The organism is Citrobacter sp. UYEF32 (assembly GCF_040546205.1).
GTDB lineage: Bacteria > Pseudomonadota > Gammaproteobacteria > Enterobacterales > Enterobacteriaceae > Phytobacter > Phytobacter diazotrophicus.
Genome location: NZ_JBEPNI010000001.1, coordinates 825,928 through 851,014 on the forward strand (window position 1 = coordinate 825,928; position 25,087 = coordinate 851,014).

Below are 25,087 nucleotides of genomic sequence, written 5' to 3' on the forward strand. Positions count from 1 at the left end.
CGGAACAACGCATTGCGATTCAGGCCCGCTATGACCTGAGCGGTTAATATACGCAAGGCGGCAGACATTCTCAGGCATACATCCATGTAAAGCCATCCGGATGAGATCAACGTCAATATTTTCTATTTATCAGGATAAGCATCCGCTAAAAAATGCTTTCCCCGAATCATTATTTTAATCTGACACTCTTACTTAATACAACAACTCCCGGAATAGCCCAAATCGTATGTAAATAACCAGACCCACTTTTTTAATGTAGCAACAGTACAATATTCATAAAGCAGTGCTTTAGCGTAAATTATTCGACAAATGGCAATAACCAGCCACACTTTTAATGTTGTTTTCTCGCATCTTTCCAGCTCTGCACATTTCAACATCAATAAGGAGTTAGTTATGGACTGTTATATGGGAACAATTCTTCCTTTTGCTTTTAACTACGCACCAAGCTATTTTGATTTCTGCAATGGGCAACAATATAGAGTTTCGCAATATCAGGCGCTTTTCGCTTTGTTGGGCAAATTTTACGGTGGTGATGGCGCAACAACGTTTAACCTGCCTAATCTCCAGGGGCGAATGCCTATTGGTTTCGGTCAGCTACAAACGGTTATTCATAACATGGGCGATACTGGTGGCACTGCCAATGTTCAGTTGTCTACGGCAAATATGCCGGCACACACACATACCCCCGCTTTACAGGTAAAATTACAGGCCAGCGGCACTGCCAACCCCACAACACCGGCCAGTATCCCCTCAGCACAGGCGCCGTTCATTGGTGCATCCGGCGGCGGCACGGGGCTGGCAACCATCTGGTCAACCACACTAAAAGATCCTGTAGACGTCGGCGGTACCAGTATTACGGGTCAACTGAACCCTACAGGCGGGAATGTCCCTGTATCTGTCATGAACCCATTTCTGGCGATTAACTTCTGTATCGCAGTCACCGGAATATTTCCCATGCGCAATGATTAACATATCCAGAGGGTCTTATGCTGGAAGAAATTAACAGCCACTTATTTACATCTTTTATTGGGAAAACCTGTACGATGGATGCTGATAATGGTATGGCATTAACTTTATCAGTGCAGTCCGTCACATTGCTACCAAGAGCACAAATGCCTACGAAGCGGAATATATCACGTACTCCGTTTATTGTAGAACTGCAGGCCACGGCAAATACACCGTTGGTGAATGTCTATGGCATCTTACGATTACCTGAAACCACTGAACATCAGGAGTTAAAAATAGAAGGCGTCAATATCAACCGTACTCTGGAAATGGGAAGAGATCCTGCTTACAGTTATTTCCAGCTCATTTTTAATTAACGCCCTGGCGCAGAAAAAATTTCTGCGCCAATATAATTAGCTGTCTGAGGGATACCACACCCATTTATCCGCAACTGCACCTTGTTCCTCACACCGAAATCCCAGCGCCAGATATAACCGTTGGGCATCGTGATTCATTCGCCAGACGGTAGCACTGAGCGGGCAGCCGACTTTACGGGCAGCAACCTGTAGTTGCTGTAATATCAGGCGTCCGTAACCTTGTCCACGCGCTTGCGGCAACATAGCAATGAATATCACCCTTGCCTCATTAAGACCAAAATCGACCATCACGGTGCCGACATTCGAACCTGCACGCTCCACCATAAAATGCATGGCATCAGGGTGCTGTTCACCGCTGGATTGCTGCATCATATACCACTGTTGCTCTCGTACGGTCTCTATAAGCGCCTGTTCACCATCAATCCATTGCAAATCAGGTCTGGCACTCTGATAAATTTGCTCAATCAATGGCATATCCGATGTGCGTGCAGGCCGCAAAGATAAGACATCTATAGACTTCGAAACCACGGGCTTAGACACCATCATGACTCCTTTATGAAAGGTAAATCCTGCCTCCAGACGGATTACAACCCCGCCTCCCGACCCAGACTGACCACCAGCCACTGCCAGGCACGTTGTAAAAAACTATGATGCTCACTCTGTAACACCACTTTTCCGGCCATCTCACGTTCTGGCGAAAGGCGTGTTTCGCAGGCGTCCAGACGAACGCGGAAAATGGTGTTGATGGGCACCAGACGCTCATTGATGATCTGCACCGGAATGCCACCTCCGTACACCGATGCCAGCAACGGTTGGTCAAGCGTCGTTTGGTTAAGCCTGTCAACCTGACCGACTTTACAGCGAATAGCCCTTGTTTCACCGCTGTCCGGCACAAAGAATGCAGCATCGCCAGGGCGCAGGGTCGTGACCGTAGCTTCATCCACCCAACCTTCACCACGCATACCCTCTTTACCCAGAACTTGCATCAACCGTTCGCCCTGAACCACTACGGTGCCAGGCTTTAACGTATCGCTGGCATCCGCTATGCGTCCGGCGAAAGGGGCGGTTAATGTCAGTCGCGCTTGCTGACGTAATAAACTTTCGATTTGCTGCTGAGCGGCCAGCGCCAGCTTTTTCAGTGCCGCACCTTGTTCATCAAGCCCCTTTGAAAAAGGCTGCTGAGCAACCTGCCAGGCCAGATTCGCAGCGATAACCTTAGCCTGCGCTATCTGGTAATCAAGGCTGTCCGACGTCAATACCGCCAGTACCTGCCCTTGTTGCACCCAGTCGCCATCATGCACATTCACCTGCCCGACTAACGCATCCTCTGGCACATAAATAGCCTGAGATTGTCCCGCGTCCATCACGGCGGGTGCCGAAACGCCCCGCTGCCATGGCACGGCCAAAAAAAGCACTATCACAGTCAGGAAAAACAACGTGCGCCAGGTTCTGAATCCCCAGCGTAAATCATGGCGCCGCCGCCACCAAACCTGTAATTCATTAACAAAGGGTCGCACCACAAACCACCCCAGTTCCACCATCAGTAATATTATCCCCAGCGTTTTAAAAAAAAGGTGATAAACCAAAAACGCGATGGAGGTGAAAATGACCAGGCGGTATAACCAGGTCAGCCAGGCAAAAATAAGTAAACCACGTCGCCGTGAAGCAGAGAAATGCTCTGGCTCGGGATCATCAAGCCCCAACAACACTCGTCTCAAGTGCCAGCGTGCCAGCGCGAAGGACCTGGCGTGTAGATTTGGCATCTGCAGCAGGTCCGATAACAGAAAATAGCCGTCGAACCGCATAAAGGGGCTGGCATTAATAGCCAGCGTCGCCAGCCAGGTTGTGCTGGCTAAGAGAAAAATACCGGCGCGAAACGGGCTATCGGGTAAGAAACACCAAAGTAACGTCGCGCAGGAGGCCAGCGTCAGTTCAGCCATCATTCCGGCGCCGCCAATCAATAATCGTTGCCGACGCGACGGTAATTTCCACGCATCATTGGTATCGGTATACAGCACCGGGACCATCACCAAAAAAGCGATTCCCATGGCGGGCACCCGGCACCCAAAATGGCGGGCGGTAAACGCATGTCCCAGTTCGTGAACCACTTTAGCGACACTCAGGGCCACCGCAATCCCTACCGCCGCCATCCAGCCGCCATAACTTGAAAACGTATGCGTGAAGGCATCCCACTGCTGAGACACCATAAACAAGCCGCTCAGGGTTATCAGCGCCATTAGCCACCAGAATCCCGGGCGAAAAACCCAACTGATCCAGGGTAACAAGCGAGCCAGAAGCGCATCCGGGCGAACCAGAGGAATACGGAAAAACAGATAATGGCTGAGCAGCCAGGATAAATAACCGCGATGGCGATGCTGATGCAAACGCCACAGCTCTTCACTCGACTCTGTTTGCAATAACTGATTTTCGCGCAGAAATTGCACCAGGTGGTGGATATCGTGCATATCCAGCGTCAATGTGGTTTGCGTATTGACGGCCTTCATCAGGCGCCCGGCATCCCGTGCTCCCCAGCGTGACAGCATCTCAAAACTGGCCCACCCCAGCAGGAAAAAACGGTTTGCCGCCGGGTCGTGCAGCACCCAACCTGGCGAGCCATCCTGCTGATCCGGCCCGGCATGCAGGGTCAGTTCCTGACGCAGTGGAGGAAGCAGGAAATTATCCATGCTACCACCCAAGCCACTGTCGGGCGGCGGTCAAAGGACGCCGCAGAGCATAGTAGCCCAAAGGAACCCAGTCGCCATAAATACGCGCGGTGCCCATCTGCCCAATCATGGGTGTCTGTTTTGGCGCAAGGAATTTGGCCTGCAGGCGATAGCTCAGCACGTTGCCATCACTGACCTCTGCTTTATACGCTATTCTTACCAGGGTCGCGTCAAAGGCGCTAAAGGGCGATGCGTTTGGGTAAAGAGTGACTTTCGCCCCCGGTTGCAAATGAATAGCATCTGCCGCGGGTAACCAAGCCGCCAGCTCCACATGTTCCGGATCGGCCAGGGTCATCACTTTCTCACCAACGTTAACTGCTTTTCCCTGCCATTCCTCAGCATCGGAAAACACCACCACGCCGCTGCCCGGCGCCGTCACGTTAAGTTTATCCAGCGCCTTTCCGGCATAGTCGGCCGAGATGTCTTTTGCCGCCAGACGAGATTTATCCTCAGCCAGTTCCAGCTTATTCTTGTCGCTGGTCACCGCCATCTGCGCACTGATCCGAAAGCGCTCTTTTGCCGCCAGCGCCTCCTGTTTTGCCAGGGCGAACTGCCCGGCCAGTACCGTTGCGTCCAGGGCGAAAAGCGCCGTTCCCTTCTGCACCACCTGATTCGGCTGTACCAACACTTTATCGATAACCCCAACTACGGGGGCACGAATTAGCTCGGGATCCGATGGCACCACCTCTGCCCGCGCAAGCACACTCATCCGCACGGGTATACATAACAGGAGCAGCGGCGCCAGCAGCCACCATTTACGACGCGGCGACGCTTTCAACCAGGCCTGAAATTTCTGACGGCTATTCAGGTGAGGCAAATGCTGAACCAGCGCAAAACGGTAGCCGTGGATCAGTTCCTGGGCCAGATGGAGGGTTTCGTCATCCCAGGGCTCATCGCTGGCAAACAGTAATGCCCCCGCAGATCCCAACGGGAACCAGACGGCATGGGCGGGTAGCCACTGAGACCAGTCCGCAGCCAGAGACTCAGGTAAAGCCGCAGCCGTTAACGCCACATAAGGCGGCAATTCAGGGTGGTGTTGATAAAGAAATCGAAAAACGCCGCTTAACCACTGTAAATAGGGTGACGTGGCGTCAGCTTCCGCAAGCCCGGAGACGGCAACAACCTGACGGCGCAGCCCCTCCTGCCAGAACGCCGCCTGGCGATAAACCAACAACTGGCGGGACTCATTCACCATAATGAATCCCAGACGTAGCGGACTTTGCGCCTCTCGCGCCAGATGAAGAAGATGCAGCAGTACCGCCAGCCCGTTATGTTGCGCTTGTTCCATATCAACCTTAATTAAAGTTTGCCCACCCACTCATACCGGGTAACAAATTCTCCGCATTCCCGGTGATAACGCCAATCACCGGAATGGTCTGGCTGACAGGGTCGATTTGCGCACCTGTACGCTTGATTTTTGCCGGGAAGGTCTGCCCCAACTCATCAATCGTCACCTGGAATGTGGCACCGGCGTTTAAGCGCGGTAGCCATTTTGACGGCACCAGCATACGTAACTCCAAATCCTGGGTTGCCACAATATCGAGTACCGGTGCGCCTGGGGTCATATACTGCCAGGCGGCGGCATGTCGTTTTGAAACACGCCCATCAAAAGGTGCTGTGATCGTGCATTTTGAGACCAGCGTTTGCATATAGCTGACATCCGCCGCCGCCTCATCAAGCTTTCCTTTTGCCTGGGTCAATTCCAGGGTGCCGACAGAATTGTATTTCGCCAGTTGATTGTTCACTTTCAGCAACTGGCTGGCGGCCTCCTGCACGGCCTGCGCCTTACGCAGTTGCGCGCGATAGGTCGCACAATCGAACTCAATCAGTGTCTGGCCCTGTCGAAAGCTGTCGCCTTCCGATACTTTAAGTGCGGCAATGCGCGCCGCGACTTCGCCGGAGAGCGTTACCGCATGAGGAGAGAGCAGTTCAACACGAATCCCGCCATCACTACTGCCTGACGGCGTGCTCTCCGGCGTCGGCGATGAGCCGGTCGTTGCGCCAACCGCGCTGGCGCTCAGGACGCCCGCCATCAACCACAGCGCGTATTTTTTCATTGTTTATCGCCTGCCATTTGCTTATTTACGCGGGCTGTAACGCCTTTAAAGGCTTGATCCAATGAGGCAATATCATATCCACGCGTATCTTCCGGCAAAGGATCAAGCCCAAGGCTGGCCCCCATTTGTCCGTAGGCGTTTTGTAATGCGCCATAGGACTGATAGAGCCGTAATGATGAATAGACCGCGTTAGCATCAGCCAGAATACCCTGCAAACGTGCCGATGCGCCGCTCTCTACCGCATGGCGTGTCTGCTCGTAAATCGTTTGATCAACCGTATTCAACTGGCGTTCCAGTTCAAACTGTTTGGTTTTACCTTCATAATCCAGCCAGGCGATATTCACCTGAGTCAGCACCGCCATGCTCAACGCCAGGCGCTGGGCATCGTTGACTTGTTTTTCCGCCTCAGCCGCTTTGGTAATCGGCCCGGCATTAAACAGATTGAGCAGGTTCCAGCTCACACGTAACCCGGCATATCCCCAGGCATTGTTTGTCAGGAATTTATTGCTGTCATAGCTTTGCCCAACGCTTAACTCAATACCCGGTAATAGTTTGGCGATCGCTTTACGGGTTTCCAGTGCACTGATGCGCTGGCTGTAATTCGCTTCCACCATTTCAGGACGGTTAAGCAGAGCGATATCTTCCATCTTATCGACGGGGATACCCAACTTAGGTACTGGCATATCATCAGATACCGCGACACTGAAATCGAGCCCAGGGGAAATGTTCATTAATGCTGCCAGCCGCGGTTTTGCCTGAGCCAGCGCGCTGCGCACCGCCGTTAGCTGGCGAATAACATCCAATAACTGACGCTGATAATTCAGGGCTTCCAGCGGGGAACGCAGTTTTAAGCTTTCGACCTCCCTGGCATCTTCCAGCGCGGACTGGGCCTGAGCAAGAAGGGTATCGATTCGCCCTTGTAACTGCTGCGCGCCTGCGGCCTGCCACCATGCTTCGCGCACTTGCTGAACCAACTGTTGCCCTACCCGGCGTTTACGTTGTTCCAGAATCAAAACGCGATCAGCCTGTTGCTGCGCGGTGTAATAACTCACGCCAAAATCCAGCACGTTCCAGCTCAGGCTTAAATCCGCCATGCGGTCCTGTTTTTCGGTTGAGATAGACGGAGCAAGGGATTGTTCGCCAGTGGCGATATTTTGCGATGAAGAGGCGTTGTCTTTATCCCTGGCGGTATAACCGGCAGAGGCGGCAAGTTTGGGCAACATATCCAGATTCGCCACATCCAACTGACGTTGTCCCATGGCCTCTTCCATGAGCTTGACGCGGTAATCCATATTGTATTTCAGCGCCCGGGCCATGGCATTTTCCAGAGTGACCGGCGCTGATATTTTTTCCTGGCTGCCAAACAGCGTTTGTTTATCGGCGGCGGCGGTGGCCTGCCGCTCTTGCAGGCTCACAGGATGCGGTTTGACCATACACCCTGACAGCAGTAGAGCGACCGCGACAGGGAGAAGGACAAACCGGCCTGGATGACGTTGTGCGGATAACGTACCTTGCATGCTACCATCCTTAATATATCAATTGATTTTAGTTATAAAAAACAGCGCATTAGATATTGGGTAAACATTACACCTGTTTTTCAGGCGTCATCAGTCGCCCTGCAAAAACGGTCTTTTGAGCAGCGATTTGTTGATCCAGACCGGGCTTGCCCGGTGATGCCTGAAGACTTGCCGAAGGGGTGGCTTCCCGCGGCCCGGCGACTTTCAGCTCCAGATGGCTGGTGCCTGAATACCCTTGTTTATCCACCACCCGAATTTCAATAGAGACGGGTTGCTTCCATCCGGCGGGTGGCTGTCCGGAAAAACGCCCGGTTGCTGGATCGAATTTAATCCATGAAGGCAGCGGCATACCGTTACTTTGGCGCACAGTTACCGATAAGTTCGCCATAGATTCACGGGTTAAAATCGTGCCTGCCGGGAGTGAAACGCTAAAGCTTTGGCCGGATACGACCCCTACACTGCCCACATCCGCCCGCACTTCAAGGGCTGCCGTCGGGCTACTGGTAATAGAGCCAATATAAGAAGGCGATGCCGAACCGCCCGGAACCGCAAACTCACCAAAGGCTGGGGTAACGGAGAGGGTTAACGGTAAGGTTGCGTTTCCTGTTGCCAGCAAACCATCCCCGGTCAAACTTAACGCTGGCGTAGTGATGCCGTTGAGCGCTGTTAAAACAATATTGGGCGCGATGGGAGAAGGAGCAGCCTCCTGAAACAGGCCTTTCATTGAACCGCTGAGCGGCGACTGCAGTGCTATCGCTGGCACCGAACTCCCCGGCACCACTGGCGATACGGTAGACGGTGTTGTCGGCGTCACAGGTGTAACAGCAGGCGCGACCTGATACACCGGAACGCTGGCCTGCGAGCCTGACAACGTGTTCCCCGCGATGTCTTTAATAGTGCTATCTACAAAACCCAGGGTGACGGTGCCAGTGCCCTGGACACTTAATACAGCCTGCCATGTCGTGGCGTTGACCTGAGTAACCGAAACGATATTCGCCTGGACATTGCCCGTGACCAGCGCCTGCAACTCACTCGCGGATAAAGTCTGAACCGGTTTCGTGAAGGAGATGTTATACCCGACCTGCCCCTGAGCCCCTGTAAGCGTATTCTGCGCGGTAACTGCCTGCACCTGAGGTGCGGCGGTGTCCACCGTAAAGCTCCGGGGGGTCGCCGTGGCACTGACGTTACCGGCGGTATCTGTCGCGGTGGCGCTGACCGTATGCGCGCCGTCGATCAGCGGAGTCGCGACGTTGTACTGCCAGACGCCGTTGCCGTCCGCGGTGGTGGTACCGACAGCCGTTCCGTCGATATAAACCGTCACCAGGCTGCCCGCGGTGGCTGCCCCCGTGAGGGTCGGCTGGTTATTAGCGGTCACCCCGTCACTGGCGCTGGCGCCGGTATCGGTGGCTGCGGTCAGCGTAATCCCTGTCGGGACTGCCGGGGCGGCGGTGTCCACCGTAAAGCTCCGGGGCGTTGCCGCGGCACTGACGTTACCGGCGGTGTCTGTCGCGGTGGCGCTGACCGTATGCGCGCCGTCGATCAGCGGAGCCGCAACGTTGTACTGCCAGACTCCGCTGCCGTCCGCGGTGGTGGTACCGACCGCCGTTCCGTCGATATAGACCGTCACCAGGCTGCCCGCGGTGGCTGCCCCCGTGAGGGTCGGCTGGTTATTAGCGGTCACCCCGTCGCTGGCGCTCGCCCCGGTATCGGTGGCTGCGGTCAGCGCAATACCAGTCGGGACTGCCGGGGCGGCGGTGTCCACCGTAAAGAGCCAGGGCGTGGTCGCGGCACTGACGTTACCGGCTGTATCTGTCGCCGTAACGCGTACCGTATGTGGACCGTCCGGCAATAACCCAGCGACGTTATACTGCCAGACCCCGCTGCCGTCCGCGGTGGTGCTGCCAACAGCAGAACCATCGATATAGACCGTCACCAGGCTGCCTGCGGTGGCTGCCCCCGTGAGGGTCGGCTGGGGATTACTGGTCACCCCGTCGCTGGCGCTCACGCCGGTATCGGTGGCTGCGGTCAGCGCAATCCCAGTCGGGATCGCCGGGGCGGTGGTGTCAATCACTACCGATGCATTAGCGGAAACCACACTGTTCACGCTACCGAGCGTAGCCATCGCGCTAACCGCATGGCTGCCTTCACTCAACGCACTGGAAGGGGTAAATGACCAGGCGCCACTGCCATCCGCCGTTGTGGTGCCCACTGAAACAGCATCGACATACACAGTCACGGTACTTCCCGCCTGGGCCGTGCCGATAAACGTTGGCTGTGCATTGCGGGTTATGCCATCGGAAGCGCTGCTCCCCGTATCGCTGGCGGCCGTGATCCCAGTGACAGAGGGTACGGGAATGGACATAGCGATGGAGCGCGTTACGGTCGCACTGTTTTTGATTCCGTCGTTCACCGTGATACTGATAACCCGGGTTGCTGTATTGGGCGTTGTGGCCCCATCAGCCCAGGTCACCGCCCGTAATGCCGACTGCCACTGGCTCAGGGTCGCGGTAGCGCCAGCAGACGTCAGCGTTAATACTCCCGTGCCGCCATTATAACTGGCAACGATATTGCCAAATGTCGCGCTGTTGGTATTGGTAAAGGCCAATACATCCTCTGCGGAGTGGAAGTTGCCGGTAATGGCGACGGTAGCGCTGGAAAACGTGGCGTTATCCAGGTCTGATAATGTCAGGCCGCTGTCCACCGCAATGGGCGTACCAGGGGTTCCCAACGGATACGTGGTGCCAGGGCCAGATGTTGTTGCGATAGGGCTTTGATCCGTACTGGCAACCGTCACGTTTCGTGTCGCTGCGGTACTGGTTTTCGTGCCATCGTTGACGCTAAAGCTGATGGTTCTTGTCGCGGTATTAGGGGTGATTGCCGTATCCGTCCAGGTCACGGACCGTAACGCAGCCTGCCACTGGCTCAGGGTCGCGGTAGCGCCAGCAGAGGTCAGCGTTAATACCCCCGTGCCGCTATTATAACTGGCGACGATATTGCCAAATGTCGTGCCGCTGGTATTGGTAAAGGCCAATACATCCTCTGCGGAGTGGAAGTTGCCGGTAATGGCGACGGTAGCGCTGGCAAGTGTGGTGTTATCGATATCGGAGATCGTGAGAGCGCTGTCGATGACAACGGGCGTCGAGGGGGTGTTATCGCCAGCGGTAAACGCAACACTGCCGCCACTGGTCGTCAGTATCGGCGTCTGATCTGTCGCGGTAACGGTTATCTGCCGTGTCGCTACAGCGCTGTTTTTCGTCCCGTCATTAACGGTAAAGCCCACCGTCCGGGTCGCCGTGTTCGGTGTCACCGCTAAATCTGTCCAGGTGACCGCCCGTAATGCCGCCTGCCACTGGGCAACTGTTGCCGTCGCCCCGCTTGACGATAAGGTCAATATACCGGTCGCGCTATTATAACTGCCGACAATATTGCCATATGTCCCGGCATTGTTATTGGTGAATGCGAGTGCATCCTCACCGCTATGGAAATTGCCGGTAATAGCCACGGTTGCCGAAGCGAATGTCGTATTGTCCAGGTCTGCTAAGGTCAGGCCGTTATCAACAACCACTGGCGTCGGCGCGGTATTATCACCAGCGATAAAGGCTGTGCTGCCGCCGCTGGTGCTCACTATCGGTGTCTGATCGACAGCCGTTACCGTGACCGTCCGGGTGGCGACCGGGCTGCTGTTGCTGTTGCCATCGGTGACCTGAAAACTGATAGTACGGGTGGCTGAATTGGGCGTCACGGCGGTATCCGTCCAGGTGACCGCCCGCATCGCCGCCTGCCACTGCGCAATCGTCGCCGTCGCGCCACTGGAGGTCAGTGTCAAAACACCGGTTGCAGCATTATAGGAAGCGACGATATTGCCATAGGTTGTCGTGTTGGTATTGGTGAATGCCAGAACGTCTTCGCCACTATGAAAATTCGAGGTAATGGATACCGTGCCGGACGCCAGCGTGCTGCTGGCATGATCAACAATACTCAGCCCACTATCGATAACCACAGGTGTTGAAACACTATTATCCCCGGAGGTAAAAGCGGCACTGCCGCCGCTGGTGGTAACCAGAGCATTATTGTTCATGGCAATGGTGACACTGGATGCACTGCTGGTCTGCCCGCGACCATCATTCACCACCACTTGTATTGTACGGTTTCCTGTTGTCGGCGTGGTGGCGCTATTGTAATAGGTCAGGGCATCAACCAGTGTCGAGACACGGCTGGCTGTCGCATTCGCGTTAAAGGTAATACTCAGATTATCGCCGTTTATCCCATCACCGTTGGTGGCAATACTCCCGATAGCGACGCCGCCAACAGAGATAACACTGCCTGCGGTCGTGCCATTACTGGCGGTCACCGTACCACTGGTATCGATACCCAGAACATCTTCTGCGCTATGGCCGTTAGCGGTGATTTGTACTGTCAGGTTTCCGCCATTGAAACTGGTCGTATCGCTATCGGTGACCGTTGCAGCGGTTCCGCTGTCCAGATGCACTGCCGTCCCGCCTGCATAAAATGTCCCGCTATCGCCATTAAGATTGCTGATAACAGGCGCGACATCCGCAGCAACGGTGACAATACGCGTTACGGTGCTACTGGTATTACTGGAAGCATCGGTAATGGTAAAAGAGAGTGTTCGGGAACTGGTATTTGGCGACAGAGAGCTGTCCTGATAAGTCACCGCTTTCAGCGCTGCCTGCCACTGCGCTGTCGTAGCCGTGCTGCCAGAAGAGGTTAATGTCAGCAGGCCCGTTGCACTGTTATAAGAACCGATAATATTGCCGTACGTCGTGGTATTAGTATTACTAAAGGCCAGCACATCTTCGCCACTGTGAAAGTTTCCGGTGATGGCGATTGTCGCGCTGGTCAGCGTAGAGGCGGCGGTATCGGTTAGCGTGATACCGCTATCGATGGCAACAGCGTTTCCAGTACCGCTGCTGTATGCTGTGCTACCACCACTTGTCGTTAATACCGGGCCGGGGAAATGGAAGTTAGTGGCATTAATCGCGCCAATACCAATTAAGCCTGTAATAGTATGACCATTTGCCGCCGTAACGCGAAAGGAATCAATGTCCTGAAAAGCAGAATTAGATGAGACATTAAATGTGACAAGATTGCCACTGTTGTATATGTCATTAACATTCAATGTTAACGAGGCGCCGCTGACCGCAGAACCATTCAAATAGCCGGTTAATGTAACCGTTCCCCCGCTAAAACCGGAATCATAGCCATTAACCACCACGCCAATAGAGTTCAGCGTAAACAAAGAACCATCATTGGATTTTACCGAAAAATAGGTGATTTGCTTTAAGCCATCGCTCAAAGCATCGACGGTTTCCACTGTACTGGAACCATCTTTTTCCACAATAATCATTTCGTTCTGACCATCAGATGGTGAATTCATCTGCATGGTAAAGTCCCACCCCATGTAATTAGGCGCCGTTATCGATGACTGGCCATTGGGGATGACCGTTAAAGAGCCATCGAGGGAATCAAAGAACGTTGTTCCTGACGTAGGACGAGTAAGGAGGCCGTCATAGCCCACTAAATCCAGGGCCGCGACATGTAACTTATCGGTGCTGTATTCGAGGGTCCAGTTACCGCCCAATGCTGCGGCACCAGTGGGATCCGTAGAACCCGCGACGGCATGTTGTGTGTCCTTAGCCAAAGCGCCAATCAATGCGGCACCGTCACTGCCCTGCGCAATACTACAGCCATACAATAAAATATCGCCATCGGCGCTCAGTGCCTGGCCCATGGTCGCCAGTTCACTTTCGTAATTCGCTATATTGGCGCTGTTCAGCGCTACCGTTCCCAGCATCAGGTCATTCTTTTCACCATGTGAAAGAATATGCATCGCACTGTAACCACTATGGGTACTGGCCCAGGCGGCGATTTGCGCCAGACCATCTTTTGAACTGTCCAGCACGACCACTTCATAACCGGACGGTAATTGATTGATCAGAGATTGATAATCCTTCACATCCGACTCCACAAATACGACCTGTGGCCCGCTGGCACTGCTCGTGCCGGATACAACGCTGGCAGCAGAGGTTTTACTGGTGTCCTGTGTTGTTGTGTTGGATGCAGAAGACGTTGAACTGGATGTTACGGCAGTGGTGCCAGATGTGGTTTTGCTGGTTTCGGCTGTTGTGGTCGCCGCCGCCGTGGTGGTGTCCGTATGCGCCACACTCACGGATGCCGTGGTATGCGATGCCGTATCGGCGTGAGTGGCATCCGCGGTCGCGGTAGTTGCGCTGACGGCAACACCATCAAACATCATTCTGGGCTCCAGCGCCTGAAGCAACAAGCGCCGGGGTTCAGGGGCTGCCGTTGAATTAATTATCGTTTTTTTTCCAGAAAAGACTTTCCACCACGACATAATCACTCCCCTTAGGCCCGAAGGTATTTGTCTTAAAAACCCGCAACACGATCCTATCGGCAGCTAAAAAATTTACTTTACTCTTACATTTTTTTACCAATCGGCAGAAAAGCACATAAAAATAGTGGGAATCAGGTGGTTAGCTTTCTTAAAAAAAATTAAAAGAGAGAAATCCGTCACATATTTCTTTCAATGTAACGACTGTGTTACGAGGGGAGTGTCTACAACACGCTAAACGCTGGCCCCGCACCGGGGCCAGCTTCCATCACACTTTTTCAATACAAGCTGGTAGTCCCTGACGCACGGACGACCCGGTTACCCAGTCAAGCCAGGGGCCGGGCACCTTGCGGGTGGGATCGGCAAAGCCCAAATCGTTGAGATTGACGCCGGATGCTATCTGGCTTTTATGCGCCAGCGGTTCACCGTCAAGCCAGTGCTGACGCGCCCCCATCTCCGTATGCCCATACCCATGTTCCATAGCAATCACACCCGGCATCACGCCTGAGAGCAAACTCACCCGCGCCTCCACACTGCCTCCCGGCGTCGTTATCTTTGCCTTGTCGCCATGCTGTAACCCAAAGCGTTTGCCATCGTCGGGGTGAATAGCCACCAGCCCCATCGGCTTAACGTGATGCAGCCGCTCAACAACTGTCGTGGAGCTACTCATCAGGTTTGATTTAAAAGACATCAGTTTCATCGGCCATGTTGTCTGCGGGAATACCTCATCCAGCGCCCGCCCATCGGACAACCGCGCGGGATACCAGGTCGGGCAGCCGCTGAATCGCTCGCCGGTCATGGCATATTTAAAGGCCGCCACCTGGGCGTTCCAGATCTGCAGCGGCCTGGCCCATTCACCGCCGACCATCCCCTCTTTACGTCCTGAGGCATCGGGCGCAAAACGCCCTCCCCGGCTGTAGAGAAAGGCAACGGGTAGTGCCTCTTCTGATTTCAACGTACGCTTTATTGCCGGAAATATGCGCTCAACGCCGGACAGCGCCACATCCTGCTCGCCAGCCGGCGGCAGCGGTTTCTGCCCGGCAAAAGCAATATTGGCCGCCACGCGCAGGTAGTAATCCTCCGCGCGGTTCAGGTCATGCATCGCCCCTTGCGCATCCGGTATCGCTTTCTCGCCAAATCCCGGCAACTGCATCCGTTTAGCCACCGCAATACAGAAGGATTCCATGGATACCGGGTCACCCTGTAGCGTCCTGGCGGTCGCGGGAGCGACAACAGGCCAGCGCGCCGTTGCGGTTTTACTCGCCACGCCCCCCCAGGGAGCGCTGAATCCCCAGCTTTCAAAGTTATGGGTATCCGGCACGATATAATCCGCCAGCGCAGTGGTCTCATTCATAAAAGCATCGATGGCGATAAACAGCGGCAGACGTTGCGGATCTTTTAGCCGCTCTTCAATGACCGTGCGCAGACCGGGCACGCCGTACAGCGGATTGGTCATATTCGAAATCCACGCTTTTAATGGATAGGGATAGCCCTCCAGCGCGGAGGGTAAAAGTTCCGTCAGTTGCCCGGCAACAAACGGGTACCACGGCGCATTGGCGGGCCACGGCGACTGACCGACGGCCACTTTTGCCTGATACTCATCGGATTTGGCGTAGTCGGCTTTACTGCGAGCGATATTGAGCCCTTTGGGCGCGATCTTGCCGGGAAATTGTTCAATGTTGTAGCACGGCCCGTTAATCTCGCCGTTGAATTTACCCCCGCCGACAAATACGCCGCCGCTCAGACTCATATTGCCCAGCAGCACATTGAGCATCATCACCGCCCAGGCATTATAAAAACCGTTGCCGGACATCATCCCGCCATGGGTCACCACCGCTGCCTTACGCCCGTGATCGGTAAACGCTTTCGCCAGCGCATGAATCTGTTTAACCGGCACGCCGCATTCCATGCTGTATTGCTCCAGCGTGAAACGGTGGGCCGATTCAGTCAGGCATTGAAAGCTACTTTTCACCGTAACCGTAGCGCCATCGTGCAGCGTGACCGCCTGCGATACCCGTAACGTCCCGCGATCGCACTGGCTGACAGGCACCAGATCTCCCGCCTCGTTCACCACCAGCGGTTCATCTGCCTGCCCGTCGCCGCCATTGAGATGGGATACGCTCAGGTGCTGTCCGCTCAGCGGATGGTTTTCATCGGTAATAACCAGCCAGGTGGCATTGCTCCAGCTTTTTTCTCCGGCACGCGTCATCGCTTCCCGGCTGGTCAGCATCAGGTACGCGGCCACGTAGCGTTCGTTATCAATAATCCAGCGGATCATAGCCATCGCCAGCGCAGAATCCGTTCCCGGTTTTATCGGCAACCAGTGGCCATGGTCATCAGCCAGTACCGTGGTCAGGGGCAGCGCGGGAGACACCACAACGTAGTTAAAGCTTTTACGCAAGCGGGCGCTGGCAAGCTGTCTCGCCTGGCGTTTGAAGGGATTGCCGGATTGTGCGGGAGATGTCCCCATAAACAGCGCAAACTCGACGTTTTCCCAATCGGGTTTAACGTGGGGATTTTTATCCAGATCGCCCATCAGCGCACCGGAACCGGCGCGATAAGAGAGTCCACAGTAGGCACCGTGCGCGCCAAAGTTTTTTGAGCCAAAACTGTTCAGCGCAAAACGGCGCAGGAAGCCATCCCTGCCTTCATCGCTGGTATTGGTAACCAGCAACTGGTTGGCCTTCGGGCCATAGGCGGGATGTTTCGCATCAACAGGCGTGTTGAGATCGCGAATGGTACGCAGCCCGTCGACGTGGCCTTCGCCAAACAGGTTACCGCCCTCCACCACCTCTTTAATCAGTTGCTCAAAGCTGATGCGCTGCCACTTGCCTTCCCCGCGCTTTCCGGCGCGTTTCATCGGCGTAAAGATACGCAGCGGGCTGTGCAGGCTCTCCAACAGAGTGGCGCCGCGCGCGCAGGCGGTAGAGCGGGATTCAAGCCCGCTTTCCCCCGCCATCTTTTGCAGCGCTTCGGAAAACGGCATCATGCTGTCAAAAGGCTTCTCGTGTGACAGCGGGTGCCATGGGTTTCCGGCGATGCGTAAGACTTTATTCTCTGCTCTGTTCACACGCACGCGAATGCCGCATAGCGTCCAGCATCCAAAACACTGGGTCATGGAGACCGCCTGATCGGGGTTACTCTGCCAGCCGCCGTGCGCGCTACCTTCCGGAACAAGAGCGTTACCGAGGATCCTGTCCCGCGTCACCTTCCCGGACGTGCCATTGACCAGCCCGTCCACGGCCCGTTTTGCAACATCACGATAGCTCAAACCGAACGCGGCAAAGCCCCCTACAGCTACCCCAATTTTTAGCCATCGACGGCGGGATAATTCAGACATGACGGAACCTCCTTGAAAGCCAGTTGACGCATTCCCTGATGGTTATCATGAGGGCGAACCACAGCCCGAAGGTGCCGATAATGGCCAGCAGACCGTCGGTCCCAGGGGGAAGGTGGTAGTCGTTAATCAGGGCGTTGTATTTCGGGACCGTTTGCCCGCCAATCAGCAGCGCCCAGCGCAACGTCCAGCACAGTGCCGCCACCAGCAGCGTGCTCGCCAGTGTCAGCGATAACGGAAAGTCGTAGCGGTTCGCAGCGAGCGCCAGTACCAGCACGACGCTCCATAACGTCACCATCACCAGCATGTAAAAACGGATATCCGTAGCAAGCCGCCACTGCTGGCGCAGGGCCTCGCCCGACAACGTATCCCCCAGCAGCCATACCAGCGCCACGGCCCCGAGCAGCAGTAGCGTTACCACCTGCCCTTTCGCCAGCAATTTGCCGCAATAGCGATGCTTATGCAGGGCCAGGCTGAGGAGTGCCAGTAGCGCACTTATCGCACTTATAAACATCACCAGCGGATACCCATAGCTGAACCATATCGGTCTGGCCTGCACGACCGAAACTTCGCGTCCGGTATAGAGCAGCAAGCCGACCGCCGTCAGCGCCGCGGCGAGAGCAATCCAGCGCATCAACGGTGTAAAGCGTTCCGTGACCACGCGCAGATGGAAAAGCAAAAACCACAGCCCAACAAACACGGTAAACAGCGGCAAAAACAGCGCGCCCCAGGGCATCCATGACCAGGGCGTCGGCCAGGCATAAAAGTGCCAGAAGCGGGCGGTCTGATGCAGATCGGCAGTTAACGCCAGCGGCGCGGCAATCCCGCAGGTTAAAGCGAGGAACAGGCAAATTCGCTCGAACGCTTCGCGATACCGATGCTGAGACCAGCGTGCCGCGCAGGCCAGCAGCACCGCGCACGAGGCGATACCGATAAAGAAAAAATACTGAACGGCCCAGGGAAGCCAGGTAATGTCCTGCGGCTGAGCCAGCACCTCATCAATGATCATGGGTGACATATTTCCACCTCCTGCCAGAGCGCGGGCTGCGCACGCCCCTGCAACGGGGAGACAAAGGCGTCGTCGAGCCCCAGATAAAAGACATGCGGGTGGGTGTTATTCTCCGGCTTGAGGACTTTTATCTCGTCCCGGTGCGCCGCCAGCAGCGTGCTGATCGTACTGTTGGGATCGTGTAAATCGCCAATAATCCGCGCGCCACCCACGCAGGATTCCACACAGGCAGGGAGCAGCCCGACCTCCAGTCGGTGTGCGCAAAAGGTGCATTTATCCGCCGTTTGGGTCGTGTGATTAATAAAGCGGGCATCATACGGGCAGGCCTGCACACAGTAGGCACATCCCACGCAGCGGGTGTTGTCGATAACCACAATCCCGTCCTTGCGTTGAAAGGTGGCCTGCACCGGGCAAACCGGCACACAGGGCGGATCGTCACAGTGGTTACACAAACGCGGCAGCAACACGTTGGTCACCTCGTCGCTGTCGGCGAGCTTCACCTGATACTGGTTCACCGTGGTGCGGAAAGCCCCCTGCGGGGTCTGGTTTTCTATGGTGCAGCTCACCGTGCAGGACTGGCAGCCAATGCAACGGCGCAAATCAATAAGCATGGCGTAACGCTGCTTCTCGGAGCCTTCGTGCCGTTCAGGCTTTAATGAGAGACTCGCCTGCGCCAGCGGTATCAGTGATGCCCCGGCGGTGACAACACCCAATTGCTGCAAAAAATGTCGCTTACTGATGTCCATAGTGACCTCCAGTCAGTGCGCGGCTAAGGAAAAGATTAGGGATGGAATTACCTAACCAAATGTGATTAGTTACAGTCTAAAAATCCCGCCAGGTCGCCCTCTATTGTGGTTAACCACATAAACGAAGCGGGCTTGATCTACCGCAAACGAAAAGGGGCATTTGTCGCATGGATCGCATCGCAAAAATCCTGTTGTGCCTGTTCATCGTCGGGTTTAGCTCCCCTCTTCTCGCCGCTGACTGGACCATCGGCATCCTGGCATTGCGCGGTGAAGCGGCAACTCAACGTCACTGGCAGCCGCTAATCGACTCGCTTAACGACACCGTACCGGATGCCCATTTTCGGCTGATCCCCCTTGATCTCAACGCGATGCGCGAGGCGGTAAACGCAGGAAGCGTCCAGTTTGTCATCACCAATCAGGCGCAGTTTGTGCAGCTAAATAGCCACTATCATTTGCGCTGGCTGGCATCGCTACGATCCGGGAAAGGGGCCGCCGGAGAGAGCATGGCCACCGGCAGCGCTATTCTGGTTCGCCGTGATAGCCCCATCACCCTCGCGCGGGATCTGGCCGGACAAACCCTGGGCGCAGTCGATGTGCAGGCCTTTGGCGGCTATCTGCTGGGCTACCGTGAACTGCTGGATGCGGGGTTACGGGTGGACGACCAGGTGAAGGTGAGATTTTTGGGCTTTCCGGCTGATGCGCTGCTCTATTTGCTGCGCGAAGATGCCATTCAGGCTGCCATCGTTCCCGTGTGCCTGTTGGAAGACATGGACGCGGAAGGTCTTATTGCGAAAAACGCCTTTCGGGTTCTGCTTCAAAAACCGTCCGCATCTCCCTGCCTGACCAGTACCGCACTCTATCCTGACTGGTCGTTCGCTGCCCTGCCCGGCGTGGGTGACCGGGTTGCCGATGCCGTCGCAAAGGCGTTGCTAACGGCACCCCAGAGCGGTAGCTGGCACTGGGGCGCACCCGCCTCAACCAGCGATACCGAAGCCCTGCTTCGCGAACTTAACCGCCACCCGGAGCAGCAGCGGATCGGGCAAACCCTGCTTGCCTGGCTGAGCCAGCACAGGCTAATGATTGGGCTGATCCTTGTGCTGGGCGTGCTGTTCGTTGCCAATTATGGTTGGGTGATGGTGCTGGTAAACCGGCGCGGTAAAGCGCTGGAGCAGGCAAACGCCCGGCTGCGCGCCCAACAGCAGACGCTGGAGCAGGCCCGACAGATGAGCGTACTGGGTGAGATGGCCTCCGGTTTTGCGCACGAGCTTAACCAGCCGCTAGCGGCAATCCGCATGTATGCGCAGGGAGGGCTTAATTATCTCCCGCAGCCGGAAAAGAGAGAATCCATAGAAGAGGCGCTACACAACATCGATGCTCAGGCCGAACGCTGTGGACTTATCATCAGACATCTACGGGAATGGGCGAGTCCGCAGCAGCAAAGTGAAAATGCGCCCTGTGATGTCGCAGATACGCTCCGACACGTGCTCAGGCTTTTGCAGCTTGATAAAGCGTCACCCGACCTGCTTGTTGAGGTAAACATCAAGCGCCCCATGCCGCTTTCTCTGCCACCGGTCCTGCTGGAGCAGGTACTGGCAAATATCATTTTGAATGCGGTCCAGGCAGGCGCCACACGCCTTTGGGTAACGGAGGAACGTGTTGGTCAACAGCAGCAGATTTCGCTACTGGACAACGCGGGCGGCCTGTCAGCGGAACAGCTTTCGGCGCTGTTTCGCCCTTTTCACTCCACCAAAAAAGGGGGTATGGGGCTGGGACTCGTTATTTGCCAGCGCCTTCTGCGCAGCGTCAATGGTGAGATTAGTGTGAATAATCACAGCGCCCCGGATGGGCGTTATGGTTTACTCGTGACCCTGACCTTTCCGACGGACCAATAACACAGAAGATTTAAATGATTCATTTAGTGGATGATGACGAAGCGGTGACCCGCTCATGCTCTTTTTTACTGGAAAGCCTGGGATACACCGTTCAGTGCTGGAACGAAAGTGAGCGCTTTCTGCACGAAGCAGCGCTTAAAGATACGGGCGTCGTGCTGTTGGATATGCGGATGCCGGGTATGGACGGGCATCGCCTGTTTCAGGCCATGCGTCACGATAACAGCACCCTTGCCGTTATTTTCCTGACAGGCCATGGCGATATCCCGATGGCGGTAAAAGAGATCCAGTCGGGTGCCGTCGATTTTTTACAAAAACCTGTCGCGCTTGATGCCCTAAAAGAGGCCATCAGTAAAGGCTACGAACACTCTGAGCGGCTGGCGAAAATACAGGTGCTTAAACAGCGTTACGGCCAACTGACACCCAAAGAAAAAGCCGTGGCGCATTATGTAGCCGCAGGCATGATGAATAAGGATATCGCCTCGCAGATGAATATTGCATTGCGCACGGTGGAAGTTCACCGCTCACGAGTTATGGAAAAAATGGACGCCAGAACGATGGCAGAACTGATCATGCAAATGAATAGCATTGATCTGTCAGGTGAGAATTTAATTAAGCAATAAACCGACGCATTTGCTTCACCACAAAAAATAAAAAGGGGAATGAGATAAAAAGAAAACGCCATCTGTCGTCGGAAATGAACGGACTTTGAACAACTCAAAAAGCAGAGCAATAGCGTAACAGCGCTGATGGATTATTACGCTATGCTCTCCAGCGCTTTATTTTTTAACGTATGCAACAGCTTCGATTTCTACCAAAGCATCTTTCGGCAGCTTTCCTGCCTGAATACAAGAGCGCGCTGGCGCGCCAACATCGCCAAAGAATTCAGTATATACCTCATTAAACGCGGCAAAATCTTCCATTCTGCCCAGGAAACAGGTGGTTTTAATCACCGTATCCAGAGATGCCCCCGCTTGTTCAAGCACCGCTTTAACGTTGAGCAGGGACTGCCGTGTTTGTGCTTTTACGTCATCCGCAGGAAATGCCATTGTTACCGGATCAAGCGGCAACTGCCCGGAAGTAAATACCAGATCACCAAACGAAATGGCCTGAGAATAAGGCCCGATCGCAGCGGGTGCAGATGCAGTATTAATAATCAATTTCATTATTTTCTCCTGTAAATAAATAATGCTATGTTTGCGCCAGCGCAGGCTGACACAATCACGCTGATATTAATTAACCTTCCAGATGACGCAGCGCCTGATCGAGATCTTTGACCAAATCAATCGGATCCTCTAAACCAATCTGCAGACGGAATGCCTCGCCTTCATACGGCCAGTGATATTCAGGACGGTCTTTACGCGGATTGAACGGGGTTGCCAGGCTTTCAAAGCCGCCCCAGGAAAAACCAATGCCGAAGTATTCCAGGCTATCGATAAATTTCTCCACAGACGCTTTTGAATACTGAGGCTTCAATACCACGCTAAACAGACCGCTTGAGCCGGTAAAATCGCGTTTCCAGAGTTCATGGCCCGGACATGACGGCAGTGCCGGGTGCAACACTTGTTCAACTTCCGGACGTTCCTCAAACCATTTCGCAATCTTAAGGGCTGAGGCCTGGTGGCGCTCCAGACGCAGTGACATGGTACGCAGACCACGCTGGGCAAGGTAGACATCATCCGGGGCTGCATGCAGGCCAAACAGATAGACGAAACGGCGAATCGCCAGCCATGTCTCTTTATTCGCGGTAATCAGCCCCATTTGCGCATCAGAGTGGCCGACGATGTATTTCGTGGCAGCATGGACTGACACGTCGACCCCGTGATCAAAGGGTTTAAAGAACAGTGGTGTCGCCCAGGTGTTGTCAATAATCACTTTGGCATTGCGCTCATGAGCGATTTTGGTAATGGCCGGAATATCCTGAATATCAAAGGTCTGTGACCCCGGAGATTCAGTAAATACTACCGTCGTGTTTTCTTTAAAGAGATCGACAATACCGCTGCCGATTGTCGGATCAAAGAACGTGGTCGAGACCCCCATTTTCGCCAGGACATTGTTTACGAAACCGCGCGTTGGTCCATAAACGCTGCCGCTGACAAGAATATGGTCGCCCGCTTTAACCAGCGCCAGCAATGCACTTGTGCAAGCGGCAAGACCTGTCGGCACTAGCAATGAGCGATAGCCACCTTCCAACTCAGCCAGCGCTTTTTGCACAGCAAAGGTCGTCGGCGTACCGAAGCGTCCGTAATACATGATTTCATCTTCAGCATCTTCAAACAGCGCCTGATGACGCTCACTAAGCTCTTTGCAGTTCTTAAAGATAACGGTAGATGCATGGTAGACCGGCGGGTTAACTACGCCACCGAAGACTTCCGGATCAAACGGACCGTGACAAAGATACGTATCTGCTGACACCTGGTTATCAAAATTGTGATTCGACATTTTTCCCTTCCTCTTCTTACTACACTTACTTAATTTATCTGCCCTTTTCCCTAACGGATTAATAGGGCAACACATATCGATAATATTCATCTCACATTTGAGATTTATCTAAATAAGCACTCTAACTTTTCAACTGAACTAGCCAGGATTTGACACCGTTTAGAAAACATGGGCATATCAGCATTTTTAATATCAAAAAAACCTGTTATGAAATTATGGTTAATTTGTAAAATCGCAATGCTATCTAAACATGTCAGGTATAAACCTATGCGTCATGTAATAACTCTTATGAGAACAGCATGACAAATGGCCCGATGCACATCAGCATACCAATCAAAATAACGTAATAGACAGACGCACCGCGTAAATCAACGAATTTATCATTTCTGAGGATAATTACCCCGGGAACGATACAGCTAATAAGCCCATAGGTTACACCACCAAATACAAAGACTTTCAGAATCGGGAAGTTCGTTAACACAATCAACCACAACACCAGCACAACCATAAAGAAAGCGGTAACGGTATTGAATTTCTCACTGTTATTTTTCTGCCGGAATACTTTCTGAGCAGCCACTTTGATTAACCCAACGAAGGACTCATGCACGGCCAGATAGAGAGCCAGGAATGCCGTCACAATAGAGAATACGTTGAGGATCACGCTCATGTATTTTACTGTCGCACCGGGAATCACTTTTGCCGCCAGAGCAAGCGCCGAGATATTATCCTGGTAAGCGCGTAATGCATCGGCTTCGCTGATAGACAAAACGATAGAAACAACGAATAACAAAACTGTTGCGACCAGAATGACGTAGGCCACTTTGTGTACGCGCAGCACTTTGTATTTCGCAACTTCTTTATCTTCTTCACGCTTTTTATACGCAATATTCATTGGGTTCAGAATACCGACAAACATAATCGAGAAGATGGCAAAAGGCAGCGTCGGGAAGGTGCCGACGACCAGATGGCTAACACTTGGAAAATCACCAATGTTATTTAAGTCCCAAAAAGGTACTACCACGAACCCAATAGCGACAATAATCACCAGTTTCACGGCAATCATACTGCCTGAGACTTTAAACAACAGCTTCTCACCTTTGGAGGCAACCAACGAGAGTCCTGCAATTAATAATAACGACCACCACCAGTGCTCAGACAGCGTCTGGGTCGTCAGACCAAATGTTTTCAGATAAGAAGCGCTATCGTTCGTTATTGCAAGTGCATATTCCACCATCGATTTCAACATGGTGATGGAATAGAGTGCGCCCAGAAATACGCCCCAACGACTGCCGACGTAGCTGGTGATAATGCTAAGGTATGAGTCATGTTCATCGCTACGCGCCATGGTTTCAATGAACAACTTTTGCATATAGTAAACTGCCGGATATCCAAGAATAACGGCCAGGGCAAATACCCAGACACCTTTCAGACCAACCTGTAAAGGAAAAAAGACAATTCCGGAGCCAATGGCTGCGCCGATACACAGTACCACCCATCCCAGATCATACATGGTAAAAGGTATATTCTTTTTAGTAATCACTTCGTTATTAATTCCTACACTCATAGGAGTCCCCAATCAACTAAAAATAATCAACCGACCTGAACATGGCTTCAAAATATGTTCTTACATTTTGACGAACTTGCATGGGAAAGTTTCACTGCGTTCTTTTCC

The 25,087-nt window shown here is 53.9% G+C and carries 16 protein-coding genes; 4 read left to right on the forward strand and 12 right to left on the reverse strand.

The annotated features are described in order from the left end of the window. Positions 1–393 precede the first annotated feature (393 nt). Together ABIB59_RS04065 and ABIB59_RS04070 are read left to right on the forward strand one after the other, a co-directional pair. Positions 394–969 (forward strand): phage tail protein, encoded by a 576-nt coding sequence (locus tag ABIB59_RS04065; protein ID WP_039079824.1) that lies wholly within the window; start codon positions 394–396, stop codon positions 967–969. Between the two features lie 17 nt (positions 970–986). Continuing rightward, the gene (locus tag ABIB59_RS04070) at positions 987–1,322 is read left to right on the forward strand and encodes a hypothetical protein (RefSeq protein ID WP_039079823.1); all 336 of its coding nucleotides are present in this window, start codon (positions 987–989) and stop codon (positions 1,320–1,322) included. A gap of 36 nt (positions 1,323–1,358) precedes the next feature. Here ABIB59_RS04070 and ABIB59_RS04075 read toward each other — a convergent pair whose 3' ends face one another. The 9 genes from ABIB59_RS04075 to ttrB form a co-directional block, all read right to left on the reverse strand. Then, positions 1,359–1,868 (reverse strand): GNAT family N-acetyltransferase, encoded by a 510-nt coding sequence (locus tag ABIB59_RS04075; RefSeq protein ID WP_354034089.1) that lies wholly within the window; start codon positions 1,866–1,868, stop codon positions 1,359–1,361. A gap of 38 nt (positions 1,869–1,906) precedes the next feature. Continuing rightward, positions 1,907–4,006, reverse strand: a complete 2,100-nt coding sequence (locus tag ABIB59_RS04080; protein ID WP_354034091.1) for a site-2 protease family protein — start codon at positions 4,004–4,006, stop codon at positions 1,907–1,909. A 1-nt stretch (position 4,007) separates the two neighbouring features. After that, entirely contained in the window at positions 4,008–5,333 is a 1,326-nt protein-coding gene (locus tag ABIB59_RS04085) for an efflux RND transporter periplasmic adaptor subunit (protein WP_039079822.1), read from the reverse strand. Positions 5,334–5,340: 7 nt separating this feature from the next. Beyond that, complete coding sequence (locus ABIB59_RS04090; RefSeq protein ID WP_039079821.1) at positions 5,341–6,102, reverse strand: efflux RND transporter periplasmic adaptor subunit; 762 nt, start codon at positions 6,100–6,102, stop codon at positions 5,341–5,343. Further along, on the reverse strand, positions 6,099–7,619 hold the full coding sequence (locus ABIB59_RS04095; RefSeq protein ID WP_079496230.1) for a TolC family protein: 1,521 nt from the start codon (positions 7,617–7,619) through the stop codon (positions 6,099–6,101). The genes ABIB59_RS04090 and ABIB59_RS04095 overlap by 4 nt, the downstream gene beginning before the upstream one ends. 67 nt (positions 7,620–7,686) lie before the next feature. Then, a complete protein-coding gene (locus tag ABIB59_RS04100) occupies positions 7,687–13,896 on the reverse strand; it encodes an Ig-like domain-containing protein (protein ID WP_354034094.1) in 6,210 nt (2,069 codons plus the stop codon). Positions 13,897–14,260: 364 nt separating this feature from the next. Continuing rightward, positions 14,261–17,332: a tetrathionate reductase subunit TtrA gene (ttrA, locus tag ABIB59_RS04105; RefSeq protein ID WP_354034096.1), complete on the reverse strand. Its 3,072-nt coding sequence runs from the start codon at positions 17,330–17,332 to the stop codon at positions 14,261–14,263. After that, positions 17,325–18,338, reverse strand: coding sequence for a tetrathionate reductase subunit TtrC (gene ttrC, locus ABIB59_RS04110; protein WP_502910476.1), 1,014 nt, complete (start codon positions 18,336–18,338; stop codon positions 17,325–17,327). The genes ttrA and ttrC overlap by 8 nt, the downstream gene beginning before the upstream one ends. Continuing rightward, on the reverse strand, positions 18,335–19,084 hold the full coding sequence (gene ttrB / locus ABIB59_RS04115; RefSeq protein WP_079496228.1) for a tetrathionate reductase subunit TtrB: 750 nt from the start codon (positions 19,082–19,084) through the stop codon (positions 18,335–18,337). The genes ttrC and ttrB overlap by 4 nt, the downstream gene beginning before the upstream one ends. A gap of 167 nt (positions 19,085–19,251) precedes the next feature. Here ttrB and ttrS point away from each other — a divergent pair, with 167 nt between their 5' ends. Both ttrS and ttrR read left to right on the forward strand, forming a co-directional pair. Continuing rightward, the gene (gene ttrS, locus ABIB59_RS04120; RefSeq protein ID WP_354034098.1) at positions 19,252–20,976 is read left to right on the forward strand and encodes a tetrathionate respiration histidine kinase TtrS; all 1,725 of its coding nucleotides are present in this window, start codon (positions 19,252–19,254) and stop codon (positions 20,974–20,976) included. A gap of 14 nt (positions 20,977–20,990) precedes the next feature. Further along, positions 20,991–21,596, forward strand: a complete 606-nt coding sequence (gene ttrR / locus ABIB59_RS04125; protein WP_354034100.1) for a tetrathionate respiration response regulator TtrR — start codon at positions 20,991–20,993, stop codon at positions 21,594–21,596. A 156-nt stretch (positions 21,597–21,752) separates the two neighbouring features. On the opposite strand, the gene ABIB59_RS04130 is transcribed toward ttrR, so the two are convergent. The 3 genes from ABIB59_RS04130 to ABIB59_RS04140 form a co-directional block, all read right to left on the reverse strand. Next, on the reverse strand, positions 21,753–22,139 hold the full coding sequence (locus ABIB59_RS04130; RefSeq protein WP_079496225.1) for a RidA family protein: 387 nt from the start codon (positions 22,137–22,139) through the stop codon (positions 21,753–21,755). Positions 22,140–22,209: 70 nt separating this feature from the next. Next, positions 22,210–23,415 (reverse strand): cystathionine beta-lyase, encoded by a 1,206-nt coding sequence (gene metC, locus ABIB59_RS04135; RefSeq protein ID WP_125124126.1) that lies wholly within the window; start codon positions 23,413–23,415, stop codon positions 22,210–22,212. Between the two features lie 286 nt (positions 23,416–23,701). Beyond that, entirely contained in the window at positions 23,702–24,979 is a 1,278-nt protein-coding gene (locus ABIB59_RS04140; RefSeq protein ID WP_354034102.1) for an amino acid permease, read from the reverse strand. Positions 24,980–25,087: the final 108 nt, after the last annotated feature.

Coding starts and splice junctions, on each gene's coding strand:
- ttrS (WP_354034098.1), top strand. CDS start 19,252: ATGGATCGCATCGCAAAAATCCTGTTGTGCCTGTTCATCGTCGGGTTT.
- ABIB59_RS04070 (WP_039079823.1), top strand. CDS start 987: ATGCTGGAAGAAATTAACAGCCACTTATTTACATCTTTTATTGGGAAA.
- ABIB59_RS04080 (WP_354034091.1), bottom strand. CDS start 4,006: ATGGATAATTTCCTGCTTCCTCCACTGCGTCAGGAACTGACCCTGCAT.
- ABIB59_RS04065 (WP_039079824.1), top strand. CDS start 394: ATGGACTGTTATATGGGAACAATTCTTCCTTTTGCTTTTAACTACGCA.
- ttrB (WP_079496228.1), bottom strand. CDS start 19,084: ATGGACATCAGTAAGCGACATTTTTTGCAGCAATTGGGTGTTGTCACC.
- ABIB59_RS04095 (WP_079496230.1), bottom strand. CDS start 7,619: ATGCAAGGTACGTTATCCGCACAACGTCATCCAGGCCGGTTTGTCCTT.
- ttrA (WP_354034096.1), bottom strand. CDS start 17,332: ATGTCTGAATTATCCCGCCGTCGATGGCTAAAAATTGGGGTAGCTGTA.
- ttrR (WP_354034100.1), top strand. CDS start 20,991: ATGATTCATTTAGTGGATGATGACGAAGCGGTGACCCGCTCATGCTCT.
- ABIB59_RS04075 (WP_354034089.1), bottom strand. CDS start 1,868: ATGATGGTGTCTAAGCCCGTGGTTTCGAAGTCTATAGATGTCTTATCT.
- ABIB59_RS04085 (WP_039079822.1), bottom strand. CDS start 5,333: ATGGAACAAGCGCAACATAACGGGCTGGCGGTACTGCTGCATCTTCTT.
- ABIB59_RS04130 (WP_079496225.1), bottom strand. CDS start 22,139: ATGAAATTGATTATTAATACTGCATCTGCACCCGCTGCGATCGGGCCT.
- ABIB59_RS04100 (WP_354034094.1), bottom strand. CDS start 13,896: ATGATGTTTGATGGTGTTGCCGTCAGCGCAACTACCGCGACCGCGGAT.
- ABIB59_RS04090 (WP_039079821.1), bottom strand. CDS start 6,102: ATGAAAAAATACGCGCTGTGGTTGATGGCGGGCGTCCTGAGCGCCAGC.
- metC (WP_125124126.1), bottom strand. CDS start 23,415: ATGTCGAATCACAATTTTGATAACCAGGTGTCAGCAGATACGTATCTT.
- ttrC (WP_502910476.1), bottom strand. CDS start 18,338: ATGATCATTGATGAGGTGCTGGCTCAGCCGCAGGACATTACCTGGCTT.
- ABIB59_RS04140 (WP_354034102.1), bottom strand. CDS start 24,979: ATGAGTGTAGGAATTAATAACGAAGTGATTACTAAAAAGAATATACCT.